Origin of the sequence: Novosphingobium sp. ST904, from assembly GCF_001298105.1 — a bacterium.
Classification (GTDB): domain Bacteria; phylum Pseudomonadota; class Alphaproteobacteria; order Sphingomonadales; family Sphingomonadaceae; genus Novosphingobium.
In genome coordinates, this window is sequence record NZ_LGJH01000137.1 from 1 (window position 1) to 26,416 (window position 26,416).

Consider the following 26,416-nt stretch of genomic DNA (forward strand, 5'->3'; position numbering starts at 1 on the left):
AACGGCTTGGGCTTGGCAACGCGGCTGCGCGGCCAAAGCCGCGTGCCGCTGCCTCCGCACAGAATAACTGGAACGATCTGGGACATGGGGCTCGATGAATGCCAGGGAAGTCTGGCTTTCGCTGTGCCAATACTAGCCCCTCGCCGGATTGCATAGAGGACTCGAAGCGACCTTCCACATCGGCCGGAACCCTGCCCCATCCCGTTCGTTTGACCCTTCTCCGGCCCCGCTGCCCCCGGCGGATAACGCCCAACCTCGACCGGATCGGCCGCTTTTCGGGTGGCCATCCTCTTCCGAAGGTGCAAGACTGACCATAATGACCGATCCAGGCGAAAGTCCCTCGCTGGCGGAACATGGCGCTTTTCCGCGCGATCTGCCCCCTCCTCTGCCGCTTGGCGCGGCCGTGCCCACGGCCCTGTTCCTCGATTTCGACGGCACGCTCGTGGAAATCGCGGACCATCCCGACGACGTGATCGTCTCTCCGCATCTGCCCGACCTGATCGCGCGACTGGCCGATCGGCTGGACGGCCGGCTCGCGCTCATCACCGGCCGTTCACTGGAATCGCTGGAGGAGATGCTGGGCCGTCTCGATGTCGCTGCGGCAGGTTCGCACGGCGGTGAGTTCAGACCGGCAGGCAGCCGCAAAATCCTCCCCCTAGCCGAGCCGCTGCCAAAGGACGTCGTCGACCGTCTCTCCGCTTTCGCGGCCGACAACGGCGGCCTCCTCGTCGAGCCCAAGCCCTTCAGCATCGCCGTGCATTACCGCCGCCACCCCGAAGCCCTGCCCGGCCTGCTCGCCTGCGCCGACGAGACCGGCAGGGAGTTCGGCCTCAGGACGAAGCACGGCAAGCAGGTTATCGAACTGTCCATGCCCGGTTCCGACAAGGGCAGCGCCGTCGCACGCTTCATGCAGATGCCGCCCTTCCTCGGCGCCCGCCCCGTCTTCATCGGCGACGACGTGACTGACGAGGACGCCTTCGCAGCCGTCGCCCGCCTCGGCGGAGACGGCATCCTTGCGGGGCCTATGCGCGAAACGCTCGCCCATGCCCGGCTCGGCGGCGTCGGCGCGGTGCACGCGTGGCTCGAAACCATCATTCACGATCACGACCAGGAGAACAGCCGAACATGAGCTCGCTCGAACTCTGGCCCATCGGCAATTGCCAGGTCTCAGGCCTGATCGACACCAGCGGCGCGCTCGTTTGGGGCTGCGTCCCCCGCGTGGACGGCGACCCGACGTTCTGTGCATTGCTGCGCGGCCCGGAAGGCCAGGACGCGGGAACCTGGCGCTTCGAACTGGAAAACCAGGTCTCCGTCACCCAGCGCTACTCGCGCAATACCCCGATCCTCATCACCAGGCTGGAAGATGCGCAGGGCGGCGCGGTGGAAGTGATCGACTTCTGCCCGCGTTTCGAACGATCGGGCCGCACGTATCGGCCGGTCGCCTATGCGCGTATCGTCCGTCCGGTGGCGGGCTCGCCGCGCATCCGCACGGTGCTCACGCCGATGAGCGGCTACGGCGCCCAGCTCGCCGCCATCACCCGCGGCTCCAATCACATCCGCTACCTGGTGGAACGCAACACCCTGCGCCTCACCACCGATGCCCCGATCGGCTACGTTCTCGACGAACGCTACTTCCGGCTGGAAACGACTCTACACTTCTTCCTCGGCCCAGACGAACCCTTCAGCGGCGATGTCGAACACGAGATGGAATCTATGCTGCGCCACACCGGCGACTACTGGCGACTGTGGGTGCGCGGCCTCGCCACCCCGCTCGACTGGCAGGACGCGGTGATCCGCGCCGCCATCACGCTCAAGCTCTGCCAGCATGAGGAAACCGGTGCGATCGTCGCCGCGCTCACCACTTCCATCCCGGAGCGCCCGGCAGCCAGCGCAACTGGGACTACCGATACTGCTGGATCCGGGACGCCTACTACACGGTGCAGGCCCTCAACCATCTCGGCGCGCTGGACGTGCTGGAGCGGTATCTCGCCTATCTGCGCAACATCGTCGACGATGCCGAGGGCGGTGCGATCCAGCCGCTTTACGCGGTGAGCGGCGCGCGCGAAATCATCGAATGGGAAGCTCCCGATCTTTCCGGCTACCGCGGCATGGGGCCGGTCCGGGTCGGCAACGCCGCCTATTATCAGGTCCAGAACGACTGCTACGGCCAGATCGTCCTGCCCGCGATACAGGCCTTTTCCGACCAGCGCCTGCTGCGTATCGCGACGCCCGAGGATTTCGCCAGCCTCGAACAGGTCGGCGAACTGGCCTGGCAGACGCACGACCAGCCTGACGCCGGCCTCTGGGAACTGCGCACGCGCACGGCCGTCCACACTTATTCCAGCGTCATGAGCTGGGCCGCCTGTGACCGTCTGGCCAATGCCGCCGAGTTCCTCGGGCTCGACGAGCGGGCCGCAATCTGGCGCGAACGCGCGGCCACGGTGCGCAAACACATCGACGAACACGCCTGGCACAAGATCGAGGCACCGGACTTCGACGACAGCGGCGCGGGAGGTCACTATGCCGCCAGCTTCGGCGGCTCGCAGCTCGATGCCAGCCTGCTGCAGATGGTCGAGCTGCGCTATGTCGAGGCCGAAGACCCGCGCTTCCGCGCCACGCTCCAGGCCGTGCAGAAGGCCCTGCGCCGGGGCGAACACATGCTGCGCTACGACAGCGAGGACGATTTCGGCCTGCCAGAGACCGCCTTCAACATCTGCACCTTCTGGCTGATCGAGGCGCTCCATCGCAGCGGCCAGGACGAGGAGGCGCGCCGCCTGTTCGAGGCGATGCTGGATCATCGCACCAGATCGGGCCTCCTTTCGGAGGACATGGATTTCGAAACCGGCGAACTGTGGGGGAACTTTCCGCAGACCTATTCGCTAGTAGGTATCATCAATTGTGCCGGGCAGCTGTCCCGGTCTTGGCGGGACTGGCGATAGCCGGCCCCGCAAAACGCGTCTTCCGCACATCTGGTCGGCGCGGCACAGGGGATTTGAAATGAGCAGACTGATCGTCATCTCCAACCGGGTATCGGTTCCCAAGGCAGCGGGAGCCGCCGGGGCGCAGGGAGGACTGGCAGTGGCGCTCAATTCGGCACTGCGCGAACATGGCGGCATCTGGTTCGGCTGGTCGGGGCAGGAAACCGAGGAGTTCACCGGCCACCTCGACATGCAACGCAACGACGGCATCACCACGGCTACGATCGATCTCGAACCGCAGGACATCGACGAATATTACAACGGCTACGCCAACCGCACGCTCTGGCCGCTGTTCCACTACCGCATCGACCTGACCGAGTACGACCGCAACTTCGGCGAGGGCTACGAACGCGTAAATGCCCGTTTCGCCGATGCCGTCCTGCCGCTGATCGAGGAAGAGGACCTGGTCTGGGTCCATGATTACCATCTGCTTCCGCTCGGATCGCTGCTGCGCGGAAAAGGCGTGAGGAACCGGATGGGCCTGTTCCTCCACACGCCCTGGCCGCCCACCCGTCTGCTGGTTTCGCTGCCCTTCCACGAACGTCTGGTCGCCTCGATGCTGGAATACGACGTGATCGGCTTCCAGAACACCGAATGGCTCGAAAGCTTCCTCCACTACGTGCAGAAGGAGATGGGCCTTAAGGTCAATCTCGACAATTCGGTGGAGTACAAGGGCCGCAAGGTCATCGCCCGCGCCTTCCCGATCGGCATAGACTTTGCCGAATTCACCGAAGCCGCCGCCGGGCCGGAAGCCCGCGAAGCCCACGACCGGCTCAAGTCCAGTGTGCGCGGTCGCAAGATCCTGATCGGCGTGGACCGGCTAGACTATTCCAAGGGCCTGGGCGAACGCTTCGAGGCCTTCGGGCGCTTCCTGGCGGATTACCCCGATCAGGCCGGCGATGCCGTGCTGCTCCAGATCGCACCGCCATCGCGCGGGGACGTCGCCAGCTACCAGCAGATTCGCGAAGACCTCGAACGCAAGACCGGGCACATCAACGGCGCTTATGCCGATGTGGCGTTCGTGCCGATCCGTTACGTCAACCGGGGTTTCCCGCGCGATCAGCTCGCCGGGTTCTACCGCGCGGCGGACATCGGCCTCGTCACGCCCCTGCGCGACGGGATGAACCTCGTGGCGAAGGAATATATCGCGGCGCAGGATCCGGAGAACCCCGGCGTACTGATCCTGTCGCAGTTCGCCGGCGCCGCGCATCAGCTCAAGGATGCGCTGCTGGTGAACCCGCACTCGATCGAGCATGTCGCCGAAAACATCAAGAAGGCGCTCGAAATGCCGCTGGCCGAACGCAAGAAGCGCCATGCGAAACTCCTCGCCTCTGTGCGCGACAATGACGTGCAGCGCTGGCGGGAAGACTTTCTCGGCGCCCTTTATGGCAAGGCCAGGGGCAAGACCCCCACGCCGCAGGACGAAGTCGCCTGAAGCATTCGGCCTAACCCATAAGAACAGGCGTCCGACATGAAATCGGCTGCCATCATCAAAACGACACTCGCCTGCAACCAATCTGACCTTTAACCGGGCTATAGGAGAGTGTGCGGGATACCGATCCCGCCGATCCCCGGAAGAATGCCGGGGATCGCACGAATGACAACAAGGAGCCCGGACGATCCGGGCAGCGTGATGAGGATGGGCATGATTCTCTACGGGGAATGCATCGGCGCGCACGGTTCCGCGCGAGTCCGCATTTCGGACCTTGCCGATCTTGGCTGCGATCTGGAAGCGGAAGCGCTTCCCTGCGCGCTTGATGGCGACTTCTCGCTATGGATCGGCGCGATCGGTCCCCTGCCGGCAACAGTGGCGAAGAAGGACACCAGTAACCTCGAAATTCGCTTCAAGGAACCGCTCGACACCCGCATCGTGGAGCATTTCCGCGGTCGCTGACCACGGCTATTCCCGGTTTTCTATCGCTTCAGGCGCAACCGGCTCCTCGCAACCTTCGCCCATGTCTTCGTCCATCACCGTCTCGCCCGTATTGCGCCGCGCAAAGCGACTCGCGCCGATATAGAGTACCGTCGGCCACAGCAGCGTGTTGAACAGGTCGTAACCGGTATCCCGAAGTTTCCACGGACGATCGATCGGCCACATCGAGATGATGTCGGCCCCCTCGGTGCCCAGCGCCACCACCCAGAGCAGCGCCAGCGCCCAGCCATTGGCGATGCCCCGTCGCGACACGAATGCCAGGAACAGGAAGAGCAGCATCCCGCCGTGGATGTGAATCACCGCACGGATCACCTGATCCTTGGGAACCAGCAGATTCTTCAGGCTTTCCCAATCGGCAACGAGGGCGAGGATGTGATTCAAGCAGGCGTTTCCCGGATAGGTCGTTGTTGAAGGCAAAGTTGGGGCGAAGAACGGGCAGTCGATCGTCCCGCCGCCCACGAGCCGTTCATGCAGCGTTGCGGGCCACGCGATTAAACGACCGTGAATATTGCAGCGCAACAGGAAACGAGGAGTTTTCGACATGGCCCATCCCGCGAACCCCTTCGCCGTCGACCGCCGCTCTCTGTTCGCCGTCTCCGCTCTGGCGCTGGGCGCGGCGTCCTTGTGGCGCCCCACTTCGTCTTTCGCCGCCTCGCAGCCCGGCGACTGGCCGGCTTGGGCACCCCCGCAATCGCGGCTGGAAAGCGACATTTCCGGGCTTCGCGCCCGCGCGGTGGACATCAGGCGTTTCGGCGCCTCCTGCAACGGAACCACGGACGACAGTGCCGCCCTTGAGCGTGCCATCGCCGGCGGCGCGCCCGCAGTCATGATTTCCGGCCCGATGCGCCTCACCCGTCCGGTCGCGATCTCCCGTGCTTTCGGGATATTCGGCCAGGGCAAGGGGCCGCACCTGATCTGGGCAGGTCCAACGGGCTCCCCCCTTTCCGTCAGCCCCGAAAGCAACGATCCCGCCAGCTTCGTGCGAAACATCGTCGTCGACGGCATTCATGCGACGACCATCGCTTCCCAGCGTTCCAAGACCGTGATGCTGCGCGCGGTCAACATCCGGGGGTTGAAGGTCACGCGCTGCACGGCCGACGGGATCGGCCTCGCCTCGGTAGGCCACCTGCGGATGGACGGCAGCGGCTATGACCGTGCCAAGGGTTCCGTCACTGTCGATCCCGCCGTCCTCGCCGGATTCTCGCCCAACAGCCTCGACGACCTCAACGAGGACATCTACATCTCCGACAACACGGTGGACTACGGCGCCTACCAGGGCTCGATCCTGCGCTTCAACATGGCCCGGCGCGTCATTGCCGTGGGCAATGAGGGCAAATACGCCAAGATCAGTTGGTGGGGGGGCGGCGCGAAGCACGACCAGGGCGGAATGCCGCAGTTCCTGCGCCGCGTCAGCGAGGTCTACATCGCCGACAACACGATGCGCGGGGCCAATGGCGGGGTCTACGGCAACAACGGCCAGAAGGTCGTCGTCGCCCGTAACCGCATTAGCGACATGTCCGATGTCGGCGTCGACTTCGAGGGCTGCATGGACTGCATCGCCTATGACAACCGCGTCACCAACGCCGGAAACTTCTGCTATTCCACCTTCTACGTCGCCCGGAACATCGTCTTCAGGAACAATTACGGCGAGCAGGACGGCACGATCCCGGAAACGATCCGGCGCGAGAAGATGTCCAAGATCGGGGCCCAGCGCGGCCTCTCGATGGCCGCTTTGCAAAGCGGCGGCTTCGCCACCAGCCTCGATGCGATCACCGTCAGCTTCATCGGCAACGAGTTCGTCTATTCCGGCCCCGGCCAGCTCGGCGTCTGCACGCCCAGTTACTTCGGCAGCATGGTGTTCCAGGGCAACCGCCTGCGCAACGTGACGGTCGACTGGACCTACCGCGCCACCGACAGGCTGGTCATCAAGGACAATGTGCTGCTGTTCGACCGGCCGGGCAACAAGCCGATGGTCCTGATCGGCGGTTCCGCGCCGAAAGGCGAGATTTCGGGCAACCGGGTCGAACTGGCCACCGCGCTGCCTGCGGAAAGCGTGGCGATCGGCTATACCGTCGCCTCCAACCGGATCGACCTTGCCATCCGTAACAACGCCGTGAACGCTTCGGCCGCCCGCGCGCTACCCCTCATCGTCAGCGTGAAGCGCAACATCCAGGGCAACGCCCAGATCAGCGGCAATACCGTTGGCGGCGTGGTGGTCAGCCCGGTACTCAAGCGGCCGAACTCGCGCTTCGACGGGAACAAGACCGGCGAAGGCCGCGCGATCACCCCGAACTTCATGGCCCGGGGACTGCTGCCGACGCCGTGAACGACGGCAGCGATTCCGGGCGTCAGCCTTGCGGCCCGGTGGAGGTCGCCCCTCCCCCACGCCGGATTATCTTGCCCTTGTCCTGATTTATCCTTTCCCGGACCAGCAGGACAAATTCCGGGTGCCGCAATGCGAAGAGCCAGGCGATGCCGACAATGGCCCCGCCGAAGATCAGGCCCCTTACCGGAATGCTTGCGGCGCTCATCCAGAACTCCGGCATCGCGAACGGCAGGAGACTGGCGCCGGTAACGACCGTCGTGAGCATGAACGCGGCCCTGGAGGGGAAGAAGCGCGTGTGGTGGAGACGCTTCACAAGGAACCACGCGAAGACAGACCCATAGACGGACATCATCACTTGTCCCGCCATGGCCCCCGTCAGGCCGAACAGGTGCGCCAGCAGGGCATCGTGGAAAGCCCCAATCCGGTCGCGACGGCAAGCACTACGGGAACCAGCCTGACCGCCCCGAACGCGAACAGCGCGCGGATCGAAAGGCTCTGCGTCGCCTCGACAAAGGCAGCCGTAAGGGCAAGCGGAGCATAGAGGCTGGCGCTGTGGTAATCCTTGGGGAACAGAATGCGGAACACTTCCGGCATGACCGCGATGACGCCGAGCGCCAGAACGGCCTGAACAACGAGATAGCCTGCGCCCATGTCACGAACGACAGCCTCGGCCTCGGCGGTTTCCTCGTTGGCCTTGCGGTAGAAGAACGGCTCGAATCCGCGATTGAACGATTGCCCCACCAGCGTGAGAATCTGTCCCGGCGCCGCTGCGGCATTCCAGATACCGAGAGCGGTCAGGTTGAAGGCGCCGGCAACCGCCAACCGGTTGCCACGACTGCGGCCCCAGGCGAGAAGATCGAAAGGAAGCATGGGAACGGAAAAGCGTTTGACCGAATCCCGCACGAATTCCTTGGTCCGGCGGTGCTCTTCACCCGTGAGGCGCAGCTTCCAGGCGTTGCGCGATTCGTACAGTGCGGTCCCGCCGAAAATCACGATCCGCGAGGCAAGGATTCCCAGCAAGCCGACCTTGAACACGAAGATCAGGAGCAACGTCAGCGTCGTCAGGCCGATCATTCGGGCCAGCGCAAGAACCGCGAAGGAGCGGGCATCTTCCTGAGCGCGATAGGTCGTCGCCGCGAAAGTGTTGATGCGCTGCAGCCATGCGGAAACGACGGTAATGGCAAAAGCAGAGACAACGAGTTCCGGCTGAGGGAAGAACTGGTCCAGAACAAGGAGCACGCCGGCAAGAACGAACATCGCCGCGAAGGATATTCCCAGCGACAAGCGCTGGAAGTAACCGATCAGGACCGGGCCGGTCATGAAAGGCAGGTCCTGGCGTGCCTTGTCGTGATATGTCCTGACCGCACCGCCGGACAGCCCGCAGTCCATGAGCAACAGGAAAAGTTGCTCGAGCGAGAGCACAAGCGCCAGCAGGCCGAACTCGCTGACGGGCAGGATATGGGCGTAGGCCGGCAGGAGGATCAGCGATAGCGCACTCTGCAACGAGCCCAGGCCGAGATAGATCAGCATCCTGTGATGCAACGCCGTCTTAGCCATCGGATCGATCTTTCAGCAGCTTTGCGATTGCCTCGGCGGCCCTGTCGGTCGCCTTGCCGTCCATCGGGCCGGTTTCGGCAGTGACGTCGGTCGTGGAAGGGACGCCGTGTGTCAATGCGTCGATCAACAGTTCAGCGAATTCATCGGCCGATCGAGCATAAGGAACGCCAGCTTCATCGAACCAGAGCTGCTTTTCGCCCTCGAGCCGCTCCGTAAACGCCTCGATCGGGATGGGCATGCTGACGACCGGCACGCCCATCATAAGACTTTCCAGCAGACCGATCGAGTAGTGCCCGACGCTGCACGAGGCACCGGCCACTTCCTCGTCCAGCGGCCCTCCGGCCGAACGCGAGTAGGGGATCGTGAGACAGTCTTCAAAATGCCCGAAGGTTTCATGGTCGCTGCGGGGATGCGGCCTCGTCACGAGTGTGAAAGGCATTCGCTCGTAAGCGATTGCAAAACCCTTCGCCATCTCGGCCAGCGTTGCCCTGGCGGCGCTTCCCGCCACTCGCCCCTGCGCAACGAATGGCTGGAACACATAGATGACGCGCGGCGGGTCGGATCGGCTTCGCGCGATCTGGAGCAGCGGATCGAACCGGGGCACGCCGATAAACCGGATGGTGTGCGGCGCGACGCCTGCCGCCACGAAGCGGCCCGCATAGTCCTGCGAAGTGGCCAGGACCATCGAATGACCGTAAGCGCCATAAGGCATCGTCGGCGGGATCAGGCCCAGCTTGCGCGCGGCGAGAGCCATCTTCGGGATCAGCCCAGGACGCGGCGCGGCTTCCTTGGAACGCACGATCGTGAACGGCCCTTCCTGGACCAGCACCGTATCCGCACCCATTTTGCGCGCCGCGCTGAGGAACGCGCGCTGCGCATAGAACGTGTCGTTGCAGGTCACGACGAGATCGGGCCTGACATGCGCCAGATCCTTCTCAATCCGCCGGACCAGCCTGTCGAAAGCGAACTGGCCGCCATTCAGCAGGAGGTTCACCCTGCCGGGCAGCGCCCGCCGTTTGGAGAAGTTGATGAGCCCGAGGTCTTCGGGAGCCAATCGCAGGACTTCGCCCGGTGCATCCCAGACAACCTTCGACCGCGTCTGGGTGTTGAACGCCTCACTGTCGATCGCGACAATTCTGGCATGGGGATGGTCATGCAATATGCGTTTGGCGACGAGCGCCAGAGTCGTGCTGGCCGAACCCGCAACGACGAGAAACCAGATGGTCGGACCGCTGGTCTTGTCAGACAACTTCACATCCATTCCGCTTGGCACCACCGCGACAGGCTCGGGTTCGACGCTGTCCCGAACGCGAAACAGCTTGAACACGAGCCGAGGCAATGAAGAGATAGATTGGCCCTGGTAGCAAGGCCGATGACGCAGTGCCGAGGAGACATCAGCGTGCGTCGGGCCTGGCTCGTGCTCCCCGCGAGCGAGAAGCAGTGCCGCTCACGAAAATGGGCGGCCCCCGCGAAGGCGCCGCCCATCTTTCTAGCTGGCTAAGCTCAGGCCGCTGCAGCGGGCTTCGGGCGCGGGCGCCACTTGAGCTTGTCGCGCTGGACCTGCTCGACGGGGAGAACTTCCGTCGACTTGGTGGCCAGCGACTTTTCCACGGCCTTGAGGTCGCGGCAGAGGCGGCGAAGGCCGTCCGGCTCGAGCGAGGCGGCGTGGTCGGTGCCCTTCCAGGTGCGGTCGAGCGTGAAGTGACGTTCCACCCACTCCGCGCCGAGAGCCAGCGCGGCAATGTCGGCGGCGATGCCGAGGTGGTGGCCCGAGAAGCCGATCGACTTCACGCGATCGCCGAAGGATTCGATCAGGCGGGTGATTTCACCGAGGCAGATGTCCTCGAAGGCCACCGGGTAGCCCGAAGTGCACGAATAGATCACCACGTCCTTCGCACGGCCGTGCTGTTCGAAGAACTGGACGATCTTTTCTTCTTCGTCCTGCGTGGTCATGCCGAACGACAGGTGGATTTCACCCGAGTATTCGTTGGCGAGAACTTCGAGCATTTCGAAGTGCAGGTTGCAGGCCGAGGGAACCTTGATGAGCGAGGGGTTCAGCGCGGCGATTTCGCGGGCCGAGGTCACGTCCCATACAGAGGTCGAGTACTCGATGCCGTTGCGCTTGCACTCTTCCATCAGCTCGCGGTGCTGCTCGGGCGTGAACTCGAGGTATTCGCGGTGAGCACCGTAAGTGTCGCCGTAAGAATTCGCGGGGTTCGGGTGCGGCGCATTGTACTGCTCTTCGGTGAGAAGTTCGCGATTGGTGCGCTTCTGGAACTTGACCACATCGGCCTTGGCGTAAACCGCCGCGATCCGGATGTGCTCCTTGGCGATTTCCATATCTCCCTTATGGTTGCAACCAACCTCGGCGATGATCTTCACACTCATGAAATAGCCCTTCTTTGAGCGATATGATTACCCAAAAAGGTCTATCAGGGAACATACCTAGGCGCAAATCCATTTTTGTGCGACGCACAATCCCCTTTCGAGACAACCAGATAACAGTAAATCACAACAACTCCATTTAATATCGCCTATTTCTGCCGATTAGGTCTGCTCAAATTTAGGTGGAATTAAGAACTTTTCGCCCGGTAAAGCCCGGCGTTGACCTGCAGCATCGCTCTTCTCCCGTCTCAATTGCTGCACGTCACGTCGTCATGAGAGGCGTTTGCAGCTTCATTAAAATACCCATCGAAAACCGCACAGGTATGACGCAAAACAGGGAAAAACAGCCATCATCAATACCTAACGGCCGGAGGAATCGCCCTGCCTTTCCAATAGCGCCTTTCGGCGGATCGGATGCTGCAAGGGCTTCTTCAACTGAATCGCCGCGCCTATTGCATCTGCGAGCAGTTTGATTTCGATGCGCACGCCGCCTCGATCCCGTTGGAAGGAATGATTGAATGACAATTGCCCTCGCCGGCGCCAGCGGATCACATCCGGAGACGCTGAAGCTGCTGGCACGTGAAGTCCGCGAGATGGCGCCTTCGATGGCGCTGACGGTCTTCGACATGTCGGCCTTCGACCTGCGCGGCACCGCCCGCTACGAGGATGCGGAGGGCGAAGTCATCAAGCCGACCCCGCGCGACGTCGGAATTCGCGCATGGTTCAAGACTGCGGGACCGAACGTAGCGGTCTCCGGCGGCACGCGCGCCTTCGCGCGGATGCAGCGCTATTTCGAGTCCGAACTCACCCGCCGCGGCACCCGCGTCCTGCTGCTCTCGCATTGCTGGGGCTTCCCGGAGCAGGCCCTGCTCAAGGCCGCCGCCGCCCTGGGCATCAGGATCGCCATGATCGACGAAGGGCCGTTCAGCCTGCCCCTCAATGGACGCGAGAGGGCTGAAGCCAGACGCGGGCTGCGCGGAACGCTCGCCCGCATCCTGCACCAGGCCGGACTCGTCCCCCGGCGCGACCTTACAGGGCAGGATTTCGATCGCCTGTTCATCACGGCCCAGGCCGCGCGGATGAGCTTGTCCGGCGCGGTGTCGATGCCGACAAGATCCGTGTGGTCGGCTCGCCGCGATTCGATCGGATCGCCGCCACCGCCCGCGCACGGCAAGAACACCGCGACACTGCCGCGAAGCCGATCCGGGTTCTGTGGCTGCACCAACCATTCCGCAGTGACGGCAAAGTTTCGCGGCAGGAGGTAGACCGCGCCGAGACCATGCTCGCACAGGGCCTCGCAGCATTCTCGCGCGGCCGAGACCTCGTTGTCGGCCTGCGCCTTCATCCCCGAACCGAACAGGCGGAACGGGAACGGATGGCCCGGTTGATGGCAGAGCACGGCATCGCCAGCGAGATGGCCGAGGGGCCGCTCTACGATCACTTCATAGACTGCGACTCTGTGGTGGGGTTCTACTCTTCGGCATTGCTGGAAGCGGCAGCCTGCGCCATCCCGGTGATCGTGGCGCGGCTCGCGCCCACCGCCTTCGCCCAGCAGGGAGAAGCCGCCAAGGCCCTGGCGATGACCGAAGTGGGGTTTGCCGTCGCCGACCAGCCAGACGATGTCGTCACCGCGCTCACGGCCCATCTGGAAGGCGACGACAGAGTGGATGTGGAAGCGCTGATCCGCGCGGAACTCGGCCCTCTCGAAGGTACCGGGACGGCCACGGTCGCCCGCTGGCTGATCGAGCAGCAGGCTCAGCCTGCGGGCGAGGCTTCCGCCCGGAGCTGATGGAGGGGTGCGGCCTTCCGCGATGACAGGAACGCCGCGGCCTCGTTCACGTCGGCCGCGACCTTCACCGGATTGGCCGACCACGAGCGCAGGGCCTGATCCATGCGCTTTTCGCCGAAGAGCGCGGGCACGAACAGACTGTTGTCGAAAGCTCCGAGATCGAGCAGCGCGGTGGAGACCGGGGCGACGAAGGCCCGGTAGCCGTGCTGCGTCACATGGCGGGTCAATCCATGCGGATCGGGCGCCATCGCGACATTGTCGATACCCGCCAGCATGGGGAGCAGCCCCGACCTGTCCTCACGCGGATGCGGCAGGTAGTGGAGCGGCACGCCGGCAATCCGCGCGACTTGCGCCAGCCCGGCGGCAAGCTGTTCGCGCGTCAGTATTCCGTCGTCGACCAGCGGCGAACCGATGAACAGCACGGCATCCTCGGGCGCGGCGAGAACCGGGTAGTCCCACGCGAGATTGCGCCGCTCGAAACGGTCGCGCACGATCATCCGGCCGCGATCCGCGCGGCGGCGCAGCGCCCCTCTCGGGTAGAAACCGGATACGATCTGCGCCGCACCGCGCGCCGCGTACCAGAGCGGGCTGGTCAGATCGATGTAATGGGAAAGGCCTTCTTCCCAGAGTTCGATGGGGCCTTCGAACCAGTCCGCGATCATCCGTTCCAGCGGCTCGCCTTCCAGGAACAGGATGAGCCGTTCAATCCCCAAGGGTTCGAGCATTTCGCGGACCCGGCCGTAATAGGCCCGGTTTTCCGCGATCTGCCGCATGGCGCCCCGGGGATTGCGAGGCAGCCGCCCTTCCCTGCCGAGATAGACCGCCTTGCCGGGGTAGCGCCGCTCGATATCCTCGCGCAGATGGCTGTCCCGGTAGAGCACATGGTCGATCCGTGGATCGTTCGCATCGAGCAATGCCAGATGCAGTGATGAACGCGGCAGGACGGCGGTGACCGTCATTACTGGACAGCCTCCACACAGCCCTTGTCGAGCAGCAGTTCCGCCAGTTCCCGCAGCGCGCCCCTGCCACCGGAGCGCTCAAGCACGATCCCCGCCGCCGCAAGCGCGCGCGGATGCGCATCGGCCGGGGCAACCGAGCATCCCACCGCCGCCATGCATTCGAGGTCGTTCACGTCATTGCCGACATAAACTGCCTCTTCCGGTGCAATGCCCTTCTGCGCCAGCCAGCGCAGCATGAGCGGGAGCTTGGTCTCGACCCCGTGCGTGCATTCGATCTGCAGCTTGGCGCAGCGCGCGGCGACGACCTTGTTCTGCTCCTTCGAGATCACCGTCATGGCAAGGCCTGCCTTGCGCAGCAGTTCGATCCCCATCCCGTCCGAACGCGAACAGGAAACCGCTTCTTCGCCGGATGTCGAAACGAGCACACGGTCATCGGTATGGACACCGTCGAAGTCCATGATGAGCGCCCGGACCCGGGCCGGCAGGCCCGCACCCACGGCATCGCGGCGCAAGCGGCGAATACGATCCTCGGCGATGCGGAAATCGGCAGGCTCATCGATCTCCTGCCAATGCTCGACCGGGATCTCGTGCATCGCGGTGCGACCGAAGAACCGGAATTGAACGTCCCGGAACTGCGGCACCTTCATGACATAGACCGAGCCGGTCTCAACGAACTCGGGCGTACGCTGTTGCCGCATGAGGCGGAAGGACTTATCGTGATTCACACCATCGGCGCCGGACTGCTCATCGCCGTGCCACAGGAAATAGTGGAACGGCACGACCGACAATGCGGTATCGGCCTGCTCCTCGATGAGCTTGCCGACCGTTCCGTCGATATCCCCGCTGCTGGTGAGCGGTGACGTGCATTGCAGGAACACCAGCAGGTCGGGCCGGTAGCCTTCCGTCTGATCGAGGTGATCCAGCACGTGCAGCAGCGCGTCTTCCGACTTCGCCATGTCGGAGGCGAGTTCAGGCGGCCGCATGATGACTTCGGCACCATAGGCGCGCGAAACCGAGGCGATCTCCTCGTCATCCGTGGAGACGACCACCCGATCGACGCTTTCAGCCAGCAGGGCGGCGTGGATCGTGTGTGCGATCAGCGGCTTGTCGAGCAGCGGAAGCACGTTCTTGCGCGGGATTCCCTTGGAGCCGCCCCGAGCGGGGATAATGGCTAGCGTCTGCATAGGTTCTGCTCCTTGGTCAGGCCCTGCGCCGGGCGCCAAGCGCCTCATGATAGCAACGCAGGATATAGGCATTCATGCGCTCGCTGGTGAAGCGCTCCTGGAAACGGAGCCGGGCCTTTTCGCCCAGCATTTTCAATTCGGCACGGTCGAGCCGCGAAATGGCGTAGGACAACGCCTCGGGGTCGCCCGGGCGCACGAGCATGCCCGCCTCGCCGACGACTTCGGGAAGCGCATCGACCCGGCTGGCCAGAACCGGCCGCCCCTGCCGCATCGCCTCGATCGCCACCAGGCCGAAGCCCTCCCAACGCGAGGGCATGACGACCACGTCGGCCTTCTCGATGAAGCCCGGCACCTGGCTGCGGTCCCGCCAACCGTAATGGGTGACGTTGGGCAGGCTGGAGACCAGGCTTTGCCCGCTGGAGACCACGCGGTCGCCAATGACGTGGAGATGCACCGGCCGGTCCACCAGCGTGGCCATCGCCGCTTCGAGCACGTCGAAGCCCTTCTGCTCATCGAGACGGCCGATGAAAAGAAGATTGAGGACGTCGGATCGCATGTCTGCGGCGGGCAGGAGCAACTCCGGCGGCGCCGCGCTCACGCCGTTCTCGACGACCACCATGTTCTCTGCGCGAATGCCGCGGGACAGGGCGGACCGCCGTTCGAAATCGGAAATCGCGATGGTACGCTGGCCGAGCGGCGCCAGCAGGCGCTCGACGCCCGCATAGCAGCCCCGCTTCCAGTTCGCGCTGTCCATGTTGAAGGCCCAGCCATGCGAGCAGTAGACGACGGCCGGGCGCGCGATGCCGGCAGCGCGGCGATGGGAAGGCGCAGCAATCCCGGAAACGTGCTGTGGAGATGAACGACAGTGGGGCGCTCGGCAAGAAGCGCGGACATCGCCGTCCGCATGAACCCCAGAAGCGCAACCGGCCCACGCCCCGAACTGTCGAAAGCATGGACAGAGGATCGCGGAAACCCGGGCAAGTGCCCAAGCTCATCCCCGCAGGCGACAAGCGAGACGTTCGCATCGCCCAGAGCCGCGCGCTGATAGGGAAGCAGTTCGCCGAGATAGCTCGCCGGGCCACCCGGCAGCTTCTGTGTGACGTGAAGGACTTTCATGGGTGCGCGAAGACCGATCCCGCCGGCTCAGGAAAGCCCGGAGCGAGCGGGATATGACTGCCTCACCCCGTTGTCGAGCGAGAAGGACTTCCGCTCCGGCCTCAACCCACGGCGATAGATCAGGCTCGTCACGAAAAAGAACTGCGCGAGCACCGGCGGGAATACGAAGCACCCGTCGATCGCCGCGAGAACGACATAGCCCAGCGCGCCTGCTGTAGCGGCCCTGCGCAGGGGCGAAAGCGACTTCAGATGCAGGAAGCCGAAGACCGGCCCGGCCGCGAATGCACAGACGGCGAAAAAGGTGCCGACGAGGCCGAATGAATTCAGGAAGCCGAAATAGATCACTTCAGGAATCATCAGCGTCTTGCCGCCCAGGACGGTCATTTCGAAATTCGTGAAGGTCTTCACACGCCCGCCGAGATTGGAATCGACGAGCTTTTCCGGCGTCCACCCCATCAGCGGCAGCAGCATGATCAGCAGGCCGCCCGCAACGACGAGACCGATCCAGACGCGCGGGTTGCGAACCTTGATCTGGCCGGTCAGCATCATGATCCCGGTGACGCCCACCATGCCGAACCACACGGTGCGGCTCAGTGTGCAGACCAGTGCAATGATGAACAAGGCGAGCAACAGGCGTCGCTTCTCGAACAGGAAATAGATCGGTGCGAGCATGACCATGCAGGCGCCGAAGATATTGCCGTTGTTGTAGGTCGACACCAGCTTCATCAAGATGCCGCGCCGGTTGTTCTTTCCGTAGATCTCACCATAATCCGCCGCGTTGACGGTGAGGTATGGGATCTGGATGATGTCCTTGATGATCGGGTAGAGGACGAAATTCACGATCCCCCAGATCACGGCAAATCGTACGCACCACAGCAGGGTGGTGGCGATGATGTCCGCAGGAACTTCCTCGAGGTAAGGCCCCAGGATCACCAGGACGCCGACCGGGAGGAAGAAGAACAGCACTTCATGCACGGCCAGCGCCGAAAACGTGAGGTGGTAGACCACGGACTTGACGAGGATCAGCATGGCAACCGGCAGGAAGAACAGGATGACCTGCAGAAGCGGCTGGGCAAGCGGCATCGGCCTGCGCAATGCCCCGATCAACCCCACGGGCACCAGCAGGAACAACATCAAGTAGCCCCAGGTGATCGGCAGATCGCCCGCCTTGATGCCACCCTTGGGGATCGCGACATTGAACACGATCAGCAGGACGGCGAGCGCAACAACGAACTTGCGCGCGCCGCTCAGGGAACTCCATGTTCCGGCACTACGGTTGCTGCCGGCGCCACGCGAAAAAGGCACCGGCACCGATACAGGCATGCTTGCCGAGGCCACGCTCAGTTCTTTCCTTCTCCACCCGCCGTGTACTGATAGTAATACTGCGTGTAGCCGTAAGACGAATGGCCACCGCGATCGAAGTCGAACTTGGTCAGGATGACCCCGATCAGGTTCGCGCCGCCACGGGCCAGACGCCGCAGGGCGGTCTGGGCCTGATGCTGGCTAGCCTTGCCCGCTTCGTGCGCGAACAGCGTTGCCTCGACGCAGGAGGTCAGCTGAAGAGCGTCGGCCAGGCCGAGGACCGGCGGACAGTCAAGCATGATGACGTCATAATACTTCCCGAGTTCGGCAAGCGCCGGCACGAGAACTTCATGAGTCAGCAGGCGCGGCGCGCTGAGCGGAAGCGGTCCGCTGGGCAGCACTGACAGGTTCGCCGTATCGGTCTGGACGATCAGGCCGTCGAACGGAGCCTGGCCGGTCAGGTAGTTGGAGAACCCCTGGTCGTTTTTCAGGTCGAACAGCGCATGAAGCGATGGACGTCGCAAATCGGCGTCGATCAGCAGCGTACGCGAGCCCGACTGTGCGATCTCCCGTGCAATCGCCATGGAGGTGGTCGACTTGCCTTCACCCTGCTGCGTGCTGGACATGGCCAGCGTGCGCGGCAGGCCGTGCGCCGTCGCCATCTGGAGCGAGGTGCGAATGGAGTAGATCGATTCAGAGAACGCCGAACCGGGATCGTTGAGTTCGTCGCGCACACTGCCGGCCTTGGAAAGCGGCAGCAGCCCGAGCAGCGGAAGCCCAAACTTGCGCTCCACTTCGTCCGGAGAGCGGATGCTGTCGTCAAGCCGTTCACGGACGAGCGCGATGAGCACACCGAGCACGACACCGATGATGGCGCCGATCAACGCGTTGAACAGCGGCTTGGGCCAGACCGGCGAACGCGGAATTTCCGCCTTGTCGATCACCGAGATATTGTTGATCGTGACGCCCGAAGCAGCATTGATCTCACGATAACGCTGCAGCAGGGCATCATAAAGCGCACGATTGGTATCGGCATCGCGGCGCAGGATCGACAGTTGCACGCCGCGTCCCTGCTCGGCCAGGCTCTTCTGGCGCATCTCCTCGACGCTGCTCTTGAGGCTGTTTTCCTGGTCTACAGCGATCTGGTACTGGTCGCGGATGGACCCGCGCACACGCTCCGCGGCATTGTTGATCACCGCATCGATCGCGGCGAGTTCAGCCTTTGCCTTGATGACCGTGGGATAGGCCTCCGCGTGGCGCTGCATTTCGCCCTGGAGGACGGCAGCCTTCTCGCCGCGGCTGCTCATCATGCCCTGGATGCTCGAATTGGAGAGCACATCGGGGATTTGCAGAAGCGGTGAGCGCGAGGCCTGTTGCCATTTCTGCTCAGCAAGGATGCGGTCGGTCGAAGCCTTGGCGTAGGCAGCATTGATGGCTTCGAGGTTCGAATCGGTCAGCGACTTGCTGCCGGATCCACCCGCAGCACTTCCCGAACCACCGCTATCAACTTCGGTGATGCCAGCCTGCTGGGCGAAAATGATGAGCGCGCGTTCGCTGCGTTCAAGCTGGACCCGGGTACGTTCGATCTGGTCCTGAAGGAACTTGCGGGAATAGTCCGAAGTGTCGAAGCGACGCTTCAGCGTGCTGTTGATGAACTGGACGCCGAACTCGTTGGCGATGATCTGCGCCAGCTTGGGGTCCGGGCTGGTGAAGTGGACTTCGACGAGGCGGGTACCCGGTATCAGCTCAACCGAAAGGTTGGACTGAAGCATGTCGATGACGGCACGCTGCCAGCCTTCGCTTCCCGGAGCGCTCGTCGGGGGATCGCGGTCCATCCGCGTGAAGAACGTGGCATCGCGGAAGAGGTTCTGCGCGCGGGCCACCCGTTCGACCAGCGAACGGCTGGAAAGCAGGTTCACCTGGGTTTCGATATAGCTGTCGTCCCGGCCGGATTCGTCCAGCGACTGGCCGGAATTGCCGAGAACCTGCGGCGCCTGCTGCTCGATCTGGAGGGTGGTCTTCGCCTCATAGATCGGCGTGGAAAGCATGGCCACGAGCACGCCGACGAGAAGGCAGGCGATGGCCGTGCCGATCAGGATCCAGCGATTGCGGATAATGGCGGCGCGGATCGCATTGAGGTTCAGATCGACGCCGCCAAAGCCGGCGGCATCGTATGCCCCGGCAAAGCGGTCGTTGATGTTCATCGCCCCTTCCGGTGCGGACGGATATGGATTGTTCATCTCTATCGAGACCTTTTTCACATCACCAGGGGCCGGAAGAGCGCGAAGACCGGGACCATCTGCCTCAGGTCTCGCCAGAACGCACGCGACGACGAATAGCCGACGACAACCACGTCATTCCCCAGAATCGGAATATCCGGCTGTTCACCGCTCATGAGTGCGGCGACATCGAAGCGGGCCGCCATGCGCTGGCCATTGATCGTGCGGAAGACGATCACTTCGTCGAGCTTGGCGATCTCCGTTTCGCCGCCCGCACGGGCAACCGTTTCGATCAGCGTGGTATCGAGGCTGATCTCGTACACGCCCGGCTTCTGGACCTGACCGGTCACCACGACACGCTGGCGTGCCGAACTCGTCACTGAAACGGCAACCTGCGGATCACGCAGCAGGCGCCCCCGCAATGACCCTGCGATAGCGTTCGCCAGTTCCGTCGTCGTCAGGTCCTCGGCCTTCATCGGACCGATGCCCGGAAGGGCGATCTGCCCCGAGGGGTCGACCTTGACATTGGCAACCGAAAGATCGGGTTCGAAGAACACGTTGACGCTCAACGTATCTTCCGGGCTGATGCGATAGGGGCCGCTCTTAACCTGTTCCGCCGCGCCGTTCATCATGGCGTAGGCTTCGGCGGCAACCGGGATCGTGGGCGAGGCCTTGTAGGGCGCGGCGCAACCTGCGACCAACCCAACGCCAGCCACACACGTCAGAATTCTTGGCAACACTGCCTGTCTCCATGCGACAGCCCGGCCGTGGACCATCTGGCCCGGCCCGGACGGCTGCGTTCTGCTTGATGGGATGACAATTCCGGGTTTCCTCGGAATGGAACGTGTCAGGACATTCGTCCCGAACAGGATCATGGCTCGATGCTCGGACGGCACGTGAAACGAGTTCCGTCCCTCGCCGAAACCTGGCGGGAACGCACCGACCGACTTGCTTGCATTCGATGTGATCCCCGGCTTGTCTCGTTCGTAATTGTGCCTAACCCGATTTGGAGTGCAGCGCAATATAGCCGCCCAGAATGGCGGCCTGCTTATAATGGATTGTAAAACCGCGTTTTACTGCGGGATAGATCATGCAGCGCGCCGTTGCGCCCGAGCCATACCCCCCGCAGAAACACCATGTGCCGTGCGAGCCTTGCGTCGGCACGGTTAAACAAACGATTGTGCAGTGCGGAATTCGCCGCCGAACCCGCACAAAAGTTCGCCGGCCCCGAGACCGGCGAAGGGGTCGGATCACTCGACCACGATGGAGGAAACAATACCGCTCCCGCTCGGCACCAGTATATCGACGGCCTGTGCAGGACAGGTGCCCGCAGGGATCACGAACCGCGCAGGGCTTTCCGAGAGTTGCAGGCGAATGATCAGGCCCGCGCCGTTGCCGGGGTTGTTGCAGGCAATGCGTATGGCAGGCGCCTCTCCGGTGAAGCGAGCCGAGACGTCATGAGGGCCCGGCTTCAGGGCGGAGAACCTCGAGGCGAGCGGCAGCGACATATTCTCGCCATTCTCGTACCGGATCGCAACCGACCGCCCCTCATCGACGAACTGGCGATCGATGCCGCCATCGCTCGGATAACTCCAGCCGAAAGGACTTTCCCGCTTGGCTGCACCGACGGGCCGCGAGAATGCGAAGCTCGTGGATTCGCCATCGGCCCCACACGATCCGTACCAGAGCTTTTCCGCAGCTTCCGCAGAACCACCGCGGAGCAACCTGACTGCGGCGCCCTGGATATTGCGGCAATCGAAACGCGCGCCATGCGCGCGGGCACGGTGTAACAGGTCCAGGTAGAGCGAAGGCTCAACGGCACCTGCCGCCCAGTTCACGAAGTCTCCTCGCCAAAGCGGATTGCTGCCGAGGATTGCAGCAAGTGCCTCCCGAGATCCATCTTCGGCCAGGACTGCCTGGGTCGCCGCATAAACGGCGTCACTTGCATCGCCCGCCCCCCAGAGCGCCGCCACACGCTCTGCCGCGACCTGATGGGCTTCTGCCGACTGGGCGAACATGACCATGCTGAGCTGCGCAACACGATCGCGCCACCCTCTTCCGGCTGCCATGACCAGCGCTTCGGAAGCCAGCGCTTCATCCTGCCGGGCCGATGCAGCCACACCGAGCAGCGAGAGGCTTTCCGACGGTACGGGACGGCGACGAACCAGTTCGCGCGCGATCGGCATTGCTGCCGCGGCGCCCTGGTCCTGCATCGCCTGATATCCGCTGACCTCCAGCGACATGTAGCGGAAAGCATCGGGAATATCGTCGGCAAGGCCGAAACGGTAGCGACTGAGGTAGTCCGCCTGAAAGCCGGCAGTAACCACGCCCACCAGCGCAAGCGCTGCGATCCACACGGTGTGGCCGAGCACCTTCTTCACGCCGGGATATCCTGGCCGGGTTCCGACGCCGGGCGCTGCTCGGCCTGCCAGACCGGGCCACCCGAGACGCCAGGAACCATCTCCCTGCGCGAACGACGAATGCGCGAGGGGGAATCCTCCAGAACCGATGCCGGCCGCGCGAGCAGCCCCGCCATCACTGCCGCAACGCAGATCATGGCCATGTTGCGCAGCGGATAGTCGACCCCGGATTGAAGCGCGATACACGCCAGAACGCCGCCGGCGCCCAACCGCAAGGCGGCATCGGGCTCTCGCCGCCCCTTCCAGATGCGGACAACGAACCAGAGCATCCAGCAGGCGACCAGCCCGAGACCGAAAACACCCGCCTCGACCGCGATTTCGAGATAGTCATTATGGGCGCGGCGGGCCCGGCCGGAGCGGATGTTCTCCAGCGATTCGTCGACCTGGAAAACCTCGTCAAAAGACCCCATGCCCGCGCCGACCGGCCAGTAACGCCCGGCCGCGCTGAAGGCATCCTCCCAGATGAGCGCGCGCGCGTCTTCGAGACTGGAAAACCGGCCAAGCGAATTACCGATCGTGGACGTACCGATGGCACCCAATACTGCCGCCAGCAGGAGCACAGCCCCGGCGATCGCGACGAGCGCCTTGCGCGGGAGCTTTGCCAGCGGAACGCGCAGGACGCGGAAGAACGGGAACACCAGAACGATCAATGCAAGCGCGGTAATACCCATCGACGAGCGCGACTGCGTGAGCACGACCGCCACAACCAGGAACAGAGCACCGGCGACGACCGGCATCAGCCGGGCAAGTACGCGGTCCACCGGACGAGCGATGAATGCGGCCACCAGCGCCACCAGCGACAGGCACAGGAAAAGGCCGGTGCTGTTGTGATTGGCGAAGGTGCCGTAGAGCTGGTCGGGACGAGCATTGGCGTAGAAGTTGCCGACCCTGTTGGCGGTCGACAGCTGCACGAGACCGAACAGGACGTTCACGCCGCCCAGCACGGCAACGCACCCCAGCACCCGGCGAGCCTGAGCACCGTTCAGATTGACGGCCAGCACAATGGCGGCAAATGCGGGAATCAGGGCGCTGGCAGCGATGGCCGTGCGATAAATCGCGAGCGAGACCGGAGCGCTCTGGTCCTGCGCGCCCACCAGCGACAAGGACTGGGTAACGATCTCCCGCCCCGGCAGATGCGCCCAGATGGAAGCCGGCAGCGGAACCAGCTGCAACAGCGGCAGCAGGACGGTTGCGGCAAAGAGGACGGAGAACAGCCGGGGGGCGGCTCGGATCGCTTCGATCACGCGCGGCCCGTTGACGCTGAGGATCAGCAGGGAAACGAGCTGGATCAGGAAATTCAGCGAGGCCGCACCGAGACCTCCGCCACCCAGCAGCACTCCGGCTGCAAGAAGGAAGCAGAGCTGGGCATCTGGCCTGACCGCGACATCGAGCAACTGGCTCAGCGCGCTCTGGCGAGAAACATCTCTCCGTGAACGCGAGCTGACGTGCCTTGAAGGGGCCTTACGGATGCGTCGGCGAGATGTTTGATCCTGCATATACATAAAAACCCGGCCACCAACGAGTTGATGACCAGGCTTTCATTTAGTCGACAGGTCGATCAGTTCGAACCGTTCGACTTATCGTTGCCATTGTCGATGGCCTTGTAAAGACCAAAGCCAGCAGCGCCGAGCGCCAGAGCGCCAAGCACGTAGGCGCCAGCGGTCGCCTTCTGCTTCTTGTCAACCGAAGTCGTGGTGCGGCTGCCATAAACCGGCTTCACAACCGATGCCGAAGCCGAGGTGCCCGCCTGGGCAGCAACCGGGGCGAGGACCATCGTAGCAGCCGTAATACCGGCCACGAGAGAGCCAAACTTCATGTGTTTTGTCTCCTATTATTGCTCGATCTGTAGACCGACTAGGCTTGTCGCCCTATATCGCGCTGCACAATGAAACACAAGCACAAACACTTAGTTCCGAAAGCGCAGCGACTCGCCGCGTCTGCAGCATTGGCCGGTTTCATGCTTGTCATTGCGGTTCCCCCTGCCGTTGCTGCCGACACCGAATCATGGCCGATTGCATTGCGCACGGTCATGAAAAGGCTGGCTAACGTGGAGTGGCGATTGCACGAGGCGGCAGGTCAGACCTGCCCCCGCGAAGCCTCCGCCACGGGACTGACTATCGATGATCTAGGTAGTTACAACAAGGCCGACCGGACACTGCTCACCGCAAGCCTCGGGCTATCCGCCTTGCCGCAGGTGGCGGTCGTCGCGGCCGGAAGCCCGGCAGAAAGGGCTGGAATCCGCGAGTTTGACGAGATCGTCGCCATTGATGACACGCAGATGGCCACGCTGCGTGATGCAACCGATGCGAAGGGGACCATGGCGGAGCGTGTCGAGGAGATGCTGGCGGCCCTGCCGGCCGATCGTCCTGCCATGATCTTGCTGCACCGCAAAGGCGAGGAAGTCCGCGCGAGCCTAACCCCTCTGCGGCGCTGCGGCGTGCGCTTCGTACTCAAGACCGAAGGCGGGATCGATGCCTATTCCGATGACGACAATCTGGCCGTAACCGCCCGTTTCGTGGACTTTACCAAGACGGATGACGAGATCGCGCTCGTAGCCGGGCACGAACTTGGCCATGTGATCGCGCGGGACCGTGATGCCAAGAGCATCGGCCAACGCCGAAGCATGGAGGATCGCGCCGATATTCTCGGCGTGGAACTGGCATCATGCGCCGGTTATGACCTTGAAAAGGGGCTGGAATTCTGGCGACGCTTCAACCAGCGCGACTGGCTGCGCTGGTTCCGCGATCCGAGCCATCGCAACGTGCCCGAACGCATCCGCCGCATGCAGGCGCACCCCGCGCCCGCAAGCTGCCCGGTTTCGGCGATTCCCGCACTGCAGCCCGACTGAAACACGAAATGGAGCGTCACCCTGCGCGCCGCTTCATTTCGCACTTGCGAATTCGCAGTAAATTCAGGCGCGTCCGACAGACAGATAAGTAAAGCCGGCCGAACGCATGTCTTCCGGTTTGTAGATATTGCGAAGATCGACCATGACCGGCGCTTGGCGAGATCCTTGACCCTGCCAAGGTCGAGTGCGCGGAAGGCATCCCATTCGGTAACGATGACGACCGCATCGCTATCAGCGATGGCGGCATAGGGATCGCCCACCATCTCGACGAAAGGCATCAGCGGGCGGGCCTGCTCCATGCCTTCCGGATCGAAGGCGACGACCGAAACCCCGGCGTCGAACAAGGTCTGCGCAACCGCGATCGACGGACTGTCCCGCATGTCGTCGGTGTTGGGCTTGAAGGTCAGGCCGAGCAGCGCGACGCGCTTTCCGCGCGCCGCATCGGCACCGCCGAGCGCCTCGACCACCTTGCGGCCCATGGCGCGCTTGCGGGTATCGTTCACCTTCACCACGGCTTCGACGATCCGGACGGGGCTGTCGTAGTCTTCCGCCGTCTTGAGCAGGGCCAGCGTATCCTTCGGGAAGCACGAGCCGCCATAACCCGGGCCGGCATGCAGGAACTTGGAGCCGATGCGGCCATCGAGACCGATCCCGCGCGCCACGTCCTGCACGTTGCCGCCAACCTTCTCGCAAAGGTCGGCCATCTCGTTGATGAAGGTGATCTTCACCGCGAGGAAGGCATTCGCGGCATACTTGGTCAGTTCGGACGAACGGCGGCTGGTGAACAGCAGCGGCGATTCGTTGAGGAAAAGCGGGCGGTAGACTTCGCGCATGACCTCGCGGCCGAAATCGTTCTCGGCGCCGATGACGATGCGGTCGGGCCGCTTGAAATCGCCGATGGCCGCGCCTTCGCGCAGGAATTCCGGGTTGGAGACGACGGCGAAGCGATGCGTCGTGCCGCTTTCCCGCAGGATGCGCTCCACTTCGTCGCCGGTACCGACCGGCACGGTGGACTTGGTGACGACGACGGCATCGTTGGCGAGATGCTCGCCGATTTCGCGTGCCACCGCATAGACGAAGGACAAGTCGGCATGGCCGTCTCCGCGCCGCGAGGGCGTGCCCACGGCGATGAAGATCGCCTTGGCATCGCGGATCCCTTCGGCCAGGTCCGTCGTGAACGAGAGGCGCCCTGCCTTCACGTTGCTGGCGACCAGGGCATCGAGCCCCGGTTCATAGATCGGCATCACGCCTTCATGCAGGCGATCGATCTTGGATTGGTCCTTGTCGATGCATACGACGTCGTGACCGAAATCGGCGAAACAGGCGCCTGAAACCAGTCCGACGTAGCCGGAACCAACCATCGCAATTTTCATGTAAACACCACCTTGCAGCTCACGGCG

At 63.4% G+C, this 26,416-nt stretch carries 23 protein-coding genes and 4 pseudogenes; 8 read left to right on the forward strand and 19 right to left on the reverse strand.

The genetic code is table 11. The features are described from left to right. Positions 1 to 86 (reverse strand): sugar phosphate nucleotidyltransferase (locus ADT71_RS34930; RefSeq protein WP_156336551.1); only part of this gene is annotated, 86 nt, incomplete at its 3' end. A gap of 230 nt (positions 87 to 316) precedes the next feature. Between ADT71_RS34930 and otsB the strand changes: the two genes are divergently transcribed. The 4 genes and pseudogenes from otsB to ADT71_RS10225 all read left to right on the forward strand — a co-directional run bounded on the left by otsB (position 317) and on the right by ADT71_RS10225 (position 4,872). Beyond that, on the forward strand, positions 317 to 1,129 hold the full coding sequence (gene otsB / locus ADT71_RS10210; RefSeq protein WP_054436542.1) for a trehalose-phosphatase: 813 nt from the start codon (positions 317 to 319) through the stop codon (positions 1,127 to 1,129). Beyond that, positions 1,126 to 2,939: pseudogene (locus tag ADT71_RS10215) on the forward strand (glycoside hydrolase family 15 protein). The gene otsB and the pseudogene ADT71_RS10215 overlap by 4 nt, the downstream one beginning before the upstream one ends. A 58-nt stretch (positions 2,940 to 2,997) precedes the next feature. Then, positions 2,998 to 4,413 (forward strand): alpha,alpha-trehalose-phosphate synthase (UDP-forming), encoded by a 1,416-nt coding sequence (otsA, locus tag ADT71_RS10220; protein WP_054436544.1) that lies wholly within the window; start codon positions 2,998 to 3,000, stop codon positions 4,411 to 4,413. Between the two features lie 162 nt (positions 4,414 to 4,575). Continuing rightward, the gene (locus ADT71_RS10225; protein WP_231635786.1) at positions 4,576 to 4,872 is read left to right on the forward strand and encodes a hypothetical protein; all 297 of its coding nucleotides are present in this window, start codon (positions 4,576 to 4,578) and stop codon (positions 4,870 to 4,872) included. Between the two features lie 6 nt (positions 4,873 to 4,878). Here ADT71_RS10225 and ADT71_RS10230 read toward each other — a convergent pair whose 3' ends face one another. Next, positions 4,879 to 5,370: a hypothetical protein gene (locus ADT71_RS10230; protein WP_156336547.1), complete on the reverse strand. Its 492-nt coding sequence runs from the start codon at positions 5,368 to 5,370 to the stop codon at positions 4,879 to 4,881. Between the two features lie 82 nt (positions 5,371 to 5,452). On the opposite strand from ADT71_RS10230, the gene ADT71_RS10235 reads away from it, so the two are divergent. Beyond that, positions 5,453 to 7,237 (forward strand): right-handed parallel beta-helix repeat-containing protein, encoded by a 1,785-nt coding sequence (locus tag ADT71_RS10235; RefSeq protein ID WP_054436548.1) that lies wholly within the window; start codon positions 5,453 to 5,455, stop codon positions 7,235 to 7,237. A gap of 22 nt (positions 7,238 to 7,259) precedes the next feature. On the opposite strand, the gene ADT71_RS10240 is transcribed toward ADT71_RS10235, so the two are convergent. From ADT71_RS10240 to ADT71_RS34935, 5 genes are all read right to left on the reverse strand, one after another. Continuing rightward, complete coding sequence (locus ADT71_RS10240) at positions 7,260 to 7,589, reverse strand: hypothetical protein (protein ID WP_054436549.1); 330 nt, start codon at positions 7,587 to 7,589, stop codon at positions 7,260 to 7,262. Positions 7,590 to 7,612: 23 nt separating this feature from the next. After that, complete coding sequence (locus ADT71_RS10245; protein WP_082370268.1) at positions 7,613 to 8,794, reverse strand: lipopolysaccharide biosynthesis protein; 1,182 nt, start codon at positions 8,792 to 8,794, stop codon at positions 7,613 to 7,615. Next, the gene (locus ADT71_RS10250) at positions 8,787 to 10,043 is read right to left on the reverse strand and encodes a hypothetical protein (RefSeq protein WP_132469403.1); all 1,257 of its coding nucleotides are present in this window, start codon (positions 10,041 to 10,043) and stop codon (positions 8,787 to 8,789) included. Before ADT71_RS10250 ends, ADT71_RS10245 begins: the two co-directional genes overlap by 8 nt. 254 nt (positions 10,044 to 10,297) lie before the next feature. Continuing rightward, positions 10,298 to 11,182, reverse strand: coding sequence for an N-acetylneuraminate synthase family protein (locus ADT71_RS10255; protein WP_054436556.1), 885 nt, complete (start codon positions 11,180 to 11,182; stop codon positions 10,298 to 10,300). Positions 11,183 to 11,539: 357 nt separating this feature from the next. Further along, positions 11,540 to 11,665 carry a hypothetical protein gene (locus ADT71_RS34935; RefSeq protein WP_255351627.1) on the reverse strand — a complete coding sequence of 42 codons (126 nt, stop codon included), beginning with the start codon at positions 11,663 to 11,665 and terminating at the stop codon, positions 11,540 to 11,542. A 32-nt stretch (positions 11,666 to 11,697) separates the two neighbouring features. Between ADT71_RS34935 and ADT71_RS10260 the strand changes: the two genes are divergently transcribed. Continuing rightward, positions 11,698 to 12,444 carry a hypothetical protein gene (locus ADT71_RS10260; protein ID WP_054436558.1) on the forward strand — a complete coding sequence of 249 codons (747 nt, stop codon included), beginning with the start codon at positions 11,698 to 11,700 and terminating at the stop codon, positions 12,442 to 12,444. Between the two features lie 14 nt (positions 12,445 to 12,458). After that, positions 12,459 to 12,968: a hypothetical protein gene (locus ADT71_RS10265; RefSeq protein WP_054436560.1), complete on the forward strand. Its 510-nt coding sequence runs from the start codon at positions 12,459 to 12,461 to the stop codon at positions 12,966 to 12,968. Here ADT71_RS10265 and ADT71_RS10270 read toward each other — a convergent pair. From ADT71_RS10270 to ADT71_RS10310, 11 genes and pseudogenes are all read right to left on the reverse strand, one after another. Next, entirely contained in the window at positions 12,935 to 13,927 is a 993-nt protein-coding gene (locus ADT71_RS10270) for a hypothetical protein (RefSeq protein WP_054436562.1), read from the reverse strand. The genes ADT71_RS10265 and ADT71_RS10270 overlap by 34 nt on opposite strands. After that, a complete protein-coding gene (locus ADT71_RS10275) occupies positions 13,927 to 15,111 on the reverse strand; it encodes an acylneuraminate cytidylyltransferase (RefSeq protein WP_231635787.1) in 1,185 nt (394 codons plus the stop codon). Before ADT71_RS10275 ends, ADT71_RS10270 begins: the two co-directional genes overlap by 1 nt. 16 nt (positions 15,112 to 15,127) lie before the next feature. Next, the gene (locus ADT71_RS10280) at positions 15,128 to 16,075 is read right to left on the reverse strand and encodes a glycosyltransferase (protein WP_369818225.1); all 948 of its coding nucleotides are present in this window, start codon (positions 16,073 to 16,075) and stop codon (positions 15,128 to 15,130) included. Positions 16,076 to 16,254: 179 nt separating this feature from the next. Further along, on the reverse strand, positions 16,255 to 17,565 hold the full coding sequence (locus ADT71_RS10285) for a hypothetical protein (protein WP_054436567.1): 1,311 nt from the start codon (positions 17,563 to 17,565) through the stop codon (positions 16,255 to 16,257). 2 nt (positions 17,566 to 17,567) lie between these two features. After that, a complete protein-coding gene (locus ADT71_RS35610) occupies positions 17,568 to 18,218 on the reverse strand; it encodes a CpsD/CapB family tyrosine-protein kinase (protein ID WP_369818226.1) in 651 nt (216 codons plus the stop codon). A 4-nt stretch (positions 18,219 to 18,222) separates the two neighbouring features. After that, positions 18,223 to 18,303 (reverse strand): annotated as a pseudogene (locus tag ADT71_RS35615) (hypothetical protein); the annotation flags it as partial. 65 nt (positions 18,304 to 18,368) lie between these two features. After that, positions 18,369 to 19,769, reverse strand: a pseudogene (locus ADT71_RS35620) (GumC family protein); the annotation flags it as partial. Between the two features lie 17 nt (positions 19,770 to 19,786). Further along, on the reverse strand, positions 19,787 to 20,449 hold the full coding sequence (locus tag ADT71_RS10295; protein WP_054436570.1) for a polysaccharide biosynthesis/export family protein: 663 nt from the start codon (positions 20,447 to 20,449) through the stop codon (positions 19,787 to 19,789). Between the two features lie 549 nt (positions 20,450 to 20,998). Then, positions 20,999 to 22,129: a hypothetical protein gene (locus ADT71_RS10300; RefSeq protein ID WP_054436573.1), complete on the reverse strand. Its 1,131-nt coding sequence runs from the start codon at positions 22,127 to 22,129 to the stop codon at positions 20,999 to 21,001. Then, positions 22,126 to 23,562 (reverse strand): O-antigen ligase, encoded by a 1,437-nt coding sequence (locus tag ADT71_RS10305; protein ID WP_054436575.1) that lies wholly within the window; start codon positions 23,560 to 23,562, stop codon positions 22,126 to 22,128. The genes ADT71_RS10300 and ADT71_RS10305 overlap by 4 nt, the downstream gene beginning before the upstream one ends. Positions 23,563 to 23,726: 164 nt before the next feature. Continuing rightward, the gene (locus tag ADT71_RS10310; RefSeq protein WP_054436577.1) at positions 23,727 to 23,984 is read right to left on the reverse strand and encodes a hypothetical protein; all 258 of its coding nucleotides are present in this window, start codon (positions 23,982 to 23,984) and stop codon (positions 23,727 to 23,729) included. Between the two features lie 231 nt (positions 23,985 to 24,215). Here ADT71_RS10310 and ADT71_RS10315 point away from each other — a divergent pair, with 231 nt between their 5' ends. Next, complete coding sequence (locus tag ADT71_RS10315; protein WP_231635788.1) at positions 24,216 to 25,016, forward strand: M48 family metallopeptidase; 801 nt, start codon at positions 24,216 to 24,218, stop codon at positions 25,014 to 25,016. Between the two features lie 63 nt (positions 25,017 to 25,079). Here ADT71_RS10315 and ADT71_RS10320 read toward each other — a convergent pair. Beyond that, a pseudogene (locus ADT71_RS10320) lies at positions 25,080 to 26,389 on the reverse strand (UDP-glucose/GDP-mannose dehydrogenase family protein). Between the last annotated feature and the right edge of the window lie 27 nt (positions 26,390 to 26,416).

Bases quoted from the DNA above. Each gene is read 5' to 3' on its own strand.
- ADT71_RS10245 (WP_082370268.1), bottom strand. From the start codon at position 8,794: ATGGCTAAGACGGCGTTGCATCACAGGATGCTGATCTATCTCGGCCTG.
- ADT71_RS10270 (WP_054436562.1), bottom strand. From the start codon at position 13,927: ATGACGGTCACCGCCGTCCTGCCGCGTTCATCACTGCATCTGGCATTG.
- ADT71_RS10310 (WP_054436577.1), bottom strand. From the start codon at position 23,984: ATGAAGTTTGGCTCTCTCGTGGCCGGTATTACGGCTGCTACGATGGTC.
- ADT71_RS10235 (WP_054436548.1), top strand. From the start codon at position 5,453: ATGGCCCATCCCGCGAACCCCTTCGCCGTCGACCGCCGCTCTCTGTTC.
- ADT71_RS10260 (WP_054436558.1), top strand. From the start codon at position 11,698: ATGACAATTGCCCTCGCCGGCGCCAGCGGATCACATCCGGAGACGCTG.
- otsB (WP_054436542.1), top strand. From the start codon at position 317: ATGACCGATCCAGGCGAAAGTCCCTCGCTGGCGGAACATGGCGCTTTT.
- ADT71_RS10275 (WP_231635787.1), bottom strand. From the start codon at position 15,111: ATGCAGACGCTAGCCATTATCCCCGCTCGGGGCGGCTCCAAGGGAATC.
- ADT71_RS10240 (WP_054436549.1), bottom strand. From the start codon at position 7,589: ATGATGTCCGTCTATGGGTCTGTCTTCGCGTGGTTCCTTGTGAAGCGT.
- otsA (WP_054436544.1), top strand. From the start codon at position 2,998: ATGAGCAGACTGATCGTCATCTCCAACCGGGTATCGGTTCCCAAGGCA.
- ADT71_RS10265 (WP_054436560.1), top strand. From the start codon at position 12,459: ATGCTCGCACAGGGCCTCGCAGCATTCTCGCGCGGCCGAGACCTCGTT.
- ADT71_RS10255 (WP_054436556.1), bottom strand. From the start codon at position 11,182: ATGAGTGTGAAGATCATCGCCGAGGTTGGTTGCAACCATAAGGGAGAT.
- ADT71_RS10225 (WP_231635786.1), top strand. From the start codon at position 4,576: ATGACAACAAGGAGCCCGGACGATCCGGGCAGCGTGATGAGGATGGGC.